The organism is Microtetraspora malaysiensis (assembly GCF_001528665.1).
In the GTDB taxonomy this organism is placed as follows: Bacteria; Actinomycetota; Actinomycetes; order Streptosporangiales; family Streptosporangiaceae; genus Microtetraspora_A; species Microtetraspora_A malaysiensis.
Genome location: NZ_BBYJ01000014.1, coordinates 116799 through 120975 on the forward strand (window position 1 = coordinate 116799; position 4177 = coordinate 120975).

Below are 4177 nucleotides of genomic sequence, written 5' to 3' on the forward strand. Positions count from 1 at the left end.
CCCCCGTCCCCCTCGACCCGCCCCTGCCCACCCGCACCGTCACCCTCCTGCACCGCGAAGGTGCCTACCGCAGCGCCGCCACCCGCGCCTTCACCGAGCTCACCCACGACCTCGTCCGCACCCGCGGCTACACCCGGCCCCGGTGAACCGGCCGGACGGACCGGCTGGAAAACGGACCGGTCGGCGACGGGTGGCCCCGCCGCCGACCAGAGGAGGCGATCAGCCGAGGGCGTCTCGACCGTTCTCCTGACCGTGGCCGTCCGCCGGCCCGCCGTCGCCGGAGATCGGTGCGCGCCACATCGGATACATGACCGGGCCATCGGGCAGCCGCAGCAGCTCCGGCATGTCCACGTAGCCGTGCCGGAGGTAGAGGCGGCGGCTCGCCTCGCTGCTGGCCTCCAGGTAGGCCGGGATCCCCTGGGCGTCGAGCCGCCGGTGGTGTTCCTCCAGCAGCAGGCTGCCGAGACCGCGGCCGGTCCGCCCGTCCCGCAGCGCGATGAACGCCAGGTAGTGGTGCGGCTCCTGCGGGTGCAGCTTGTCCATGAGCTCGCCGAGGACGGCGTAGCGCTCGGCGTGCTCTCCGGCGAAGGAGACGATCGCCTCGTCCTGGCCGGGGATCTCGGGGAACGGCGCGGTGAACCAGACCGCGACCCCGGCGAGTTCGCCGGACTCGTGCACGCCGTAGATGTCGCCGTGGTCGAGCGCGTGCGCGGTGTGCATGCCGAAGAACCGCCGCTGGATCGGCAACCGGTCCCGCTCCGGCGGGATGAGCCAACGGGTGATCGCGTCGCGGCTGAACCTGTCGGCGACGATCTCGCCGGCCGCGTCCGCGTCCGTCATCCGGGTGATCTCGACCGTCATCGGGGGCCTCCGCCGGCCGCCTGCGCGCCCAGGCCGATGTTGGCGTACACCTCCGGCCTGGTCGCCTTCAGCACGCGGGCCCACACGACGCCCAGGATGATCGCGACGACCAAGATGCCGGGCAGGATCCAGCGAACGACCGAGTCGGGCGCGACCCCGAGCACCGTGTCGAAGTTCATCAGCGTCATGCCGATCATCACGCACAGCGCCAGGGCCGCCAGGGCCGGGGCGATGCGCGTCCGCCACGCCGTCTCCCCCGAGGGGTTCCGCACGAAGAACACGATGACCGAGATCGAGGTGATGGTGAGCAGGGTCAGCAGCCCGAGGCCGCCGAAGGTGCCGAACGTGAAGAACAGCTTCGTGACCGGATCGAGGCCGAAGATCGCGTAGACGAGGATCACGATCAGCCCGAGCGCCGTCTGCAGCACCGATCCGGCGATCGGAGCCGCGGTGCGGGCCGACGTACGGCCGAACACCGAGGGAAGCACGTTCTCACGTCCCAGGGCGAAGATGTAGCGGGCCGTGGTGTTGTGGAAGGCGATCATGCAGGCCATGCTGCTGGTCACGAACAGCACGGACCCGATCGTCGAGACCCCGGAGCCCAGGTGGGCGGCCGCCTGGTTGAAGATCAGCTCGGTCCGCTGCTCGGACGCCGCCTTGACGATGCCGTCCGGGCCCGTCGGCACCGTCTGCGCCCAGGCGGAGATCGAATACAGAATCGCGATGATCGCGATACCCAGGTAGGTGGCGAGGGGCACGGTCCTGTTGCGGTCCCTGCTCTCCTCGGCGAAGACGACCGACGACTCGATGCCGGCGAACCCCGCGACGACGGTGGCGAGCGCGGCGCCGACGCCGGACACGAACAGGGAACCGGGGTTGAAGCCCTCGAAGCTGATACCGCTCGGGGCGGGGTGGAGCAGGTCACCGATGTCGAAGACCAGGACGACGGCGATCTCGGAAACCAGCAGGACAGAGAGGATCTTGCCGTTGACGTCCACCCGAAGCAGCCCGAGCAGTCCGGTCACCGCCCACGCCACCAGCGCGATCACCCACCACGGGGGCGAGGCGCCGAACCAGTCGAGGAGCAGCGGCTCGGTCGCCGACCCGATGATGCCGTAGAGGCCGAGTTGCAGCGCGTTGTAGGCGAGCAGCGCCACCCACGCGGTCGCCACCCCCTGCGTCCGGCCGAGCCCTTGGGCGGCGTACGCGTAGAACGCGCCGGCGTTCACGACGTGGCGGGCCATCGTCACGTACCCGACGGCGAACAGCGCGAAGATCGCGCCCAGCATCAGGAACGCGAACGGCACGCCGATGACGCCCGTCACCTCGTACACCGTCGGGACCGAACCCGCGACGACCATCAGCGGCGCCGCCGCGGAGACGACGAAGAAGACGACCGACGGGACGCCGAGCCGATCCTTGGCGAGGGCGGTGGAGACGGCGCTGGGCCGTTGTTGTGTCAGGGACATCCGGAACTCCGTGAGGGTGGGGGGAAGAAGGATCACCGACGGCTGATGACGGCTTCGCCGACGACGACCTCGGTCTGGGCGATGAGTCTCTGCAGCGGCACAGGGAGCAGGGCGGTCGTGGCGGCCGCGAACTCGGCGTCGTGCTCGCGCAACGCCCGCGCGGCTCCGCCGGTGGCGACGACGAGCCCGTAGAGGACGCAGTCCCTGATCGCGGGCGGCTTGCGCCGCTGGATGGCGAGGTTGAGGCGGGCGAGCGGCCACGCGGCCGTGTTCGCGTCCACGGGGGTCGCGGGCTGCTGTTTCAGCAGGTGCCTCGCCGGCGGGTTGAGCAGCGTCTTGGTGATCATCCTGGCCATGACGTCGGCGTAGACCGAACGGGCGAAGAAGTGGAGCCAGGTGACGATCGGGTGGTGCGGTTCGGCGACGACGTGGTCGAGCGCGTTCTGGGTGAGCGGATCACCGGTGGCGTTCTCGGTGATCACGTAGAGGCGGTCCTGGCCCGGCGCGAGGTCGAGGGTGACCCGCTCGGCGAGCATCAACTCGCCGATGACGGCACCCGCCAGCCCCAAACTCGCGAGACGCGGATGGAGTCGCGCCCGACCCGTCACGTTGTGGTGGATGACGAAGAACAGATCGTCGGCCAACGACGGGCGTGAAAGATCACCTTCAGCCACGATCGGCGATCATATAGGCGAATTGTTAAATCTGTCATCGAGCGAAGTTGGGAAATTATCACCGGCGGCGACCACTCCCCGCCGCACCCCTCAAAGGACAGATAAGTTCCGAAATTTTCCTCCGGAGATAACTCCATTACGTCCCGTTTTGGGGCGAACGGCGGCTTTGCCGATGAGGTCGGCCCGCCGACGGACGGCCCTCCGGGCCGGCGCGGGATCTCCGATCACGGCGCGACCTCGCGGGAGGGCAGAAACCGCACGATGCCGGGCGCGAGGAGCGACGGCCACGGCGCCGCGCGGGGATCATTTCGGGCGCCGGAATAGCCATTATTCGGCGGCACAGAATCCGATGCTGACGGATTCCCGCTCAGCGCGGAGAATCGGCCGTGCCCAGATATGCGGCATGAGCCACCCGATATTCACCATCCAGAGGCCACACGCCTCGAAGGAGCAGGTCGAATTGGCGAACACGTTCACGCACCGCAGGCCCGAAAAGCACGAGGCGATTCCCGCAGTCCGTGTTCTCCGGAGACTCCGTTCCGCGCGATCGAGGGTCAGTTCCCCTCGCACACGGTGCGGGAGACCACCTCCAGCCAGATCGCCACCGCCTCCGCGCCCGGATCGACCCGGCCCACCGCACGCTCACCGAGATAGCTCGAACGGCCCCGCCGCGGCGTCATCGCGGCGGTCGCCGCCGTCCCCTTCCGCGCCGCCTCCACCGCCGCCGACAGCGCGCCACACGGCTCCGCGCCGCCGTCGAGCGCCTGGCGCAGGGCGTCGGCGGCGGGTACGAGCGCGTCCAGCATGGTGCGATCGCCGACCTCCGCTCCGCCGAGTTCCGACACCGCCCGCGCGCCTTCGGCCAGCGCCCTCGCCCAGTCGCGTGCCGCCGGAACCCCGCCTGCCTCCTCCAGCACGGCCGCCGCGCGCAGCAGGAGAACCGCGTACAGCGGGCCGGAGGTGCCGCCCAGGGCCCGGCGCAGCGTCGCCGAAAGGGCGCGCAGGACGGCGGCGGGGTCTTCCCCATAACCAGGGAACTCGCGCCGCACGGCCTCGGCGCCGCGGGCGAGGCTGATGCCGAGGTCACCGTCGCCGACCGCCTGGTCCATCATGGTCAGCTCGGGCTCGGCCGCGACCAGGGCCGCGCAGACCTCCTCGACCACCCGTTCCAGC

At 70.2% G+C, this 4177-nt stretch carries 4 protein-coding genes; all 4 read right to left on the bottom strand.

Translation table 11 applies throughout. From position 1 onward, the window contains the following. Window positions 1–219: 219 nt before the first annotated feature. Window positions 220–861 carry a GNAT family N-acetyltransferase gene (locus AWQ71_RS19030; protein ID WP_067135013.1) on the bottom strand — a complete coding sequence of 214 codons (642 nt, stop codon included), beginning with the start codon at window positions 859–861 and terminating at the stop codon, window positions 220–222. Next, entirely contained in the window at window positions 858–2330 is a 1473-nt protein-coding gene (locus tag AWQ71_RS19035) for an APC family permease (RefSeq protein ID WP_157570436.1), read from the bottom strand. Before AWQ71_RS19035 ends, AWQ71_RS19030 begins: the two co-directional genes overlap by 4 nt. Window positions 2331–2362: 32 nt before the next feature. After that, window positions 2363–3004 (bottom strand): GOLPH3/VPS74 family protein, encoded by a 642-nt coding sequence (locus tag AWQ71_RS19040; RefSeq protein WP_169806594.1) that lies wholly within the window; start codon window positions 3002–3004, stop codon window positions 2363–2365. A gap of 554 nt (window positions 3005–3558) precedes the next feature. Beyond that, on the bottom strand, window positions 3559–4177 hold a 619-nt coding region (gene dhaL / locus AWQ71_RS43295), incomplete at its 5' end, for a dihydroxyacetone kinase subunit DhaL (RefSeq protein WP_218001856.1).

Excerpts from the sequence above, each read along its gene's own strand:
- AWQ71_RS19030 (WP_067135013.1), bottom strand. The coding sequence starts at position 861 with ATGACGGTCGAGATCACCCGGATGACGGACGCGGACGCGGCCGGCGAG.
- AWQ71_RS19035 (WP_157570436.1), bottom strand. The coding sequence starts at position 2,330 with ATGTCCCTGACACAACAACGGCCCAGCGCCGTCTCCACCGCCCTCGCC.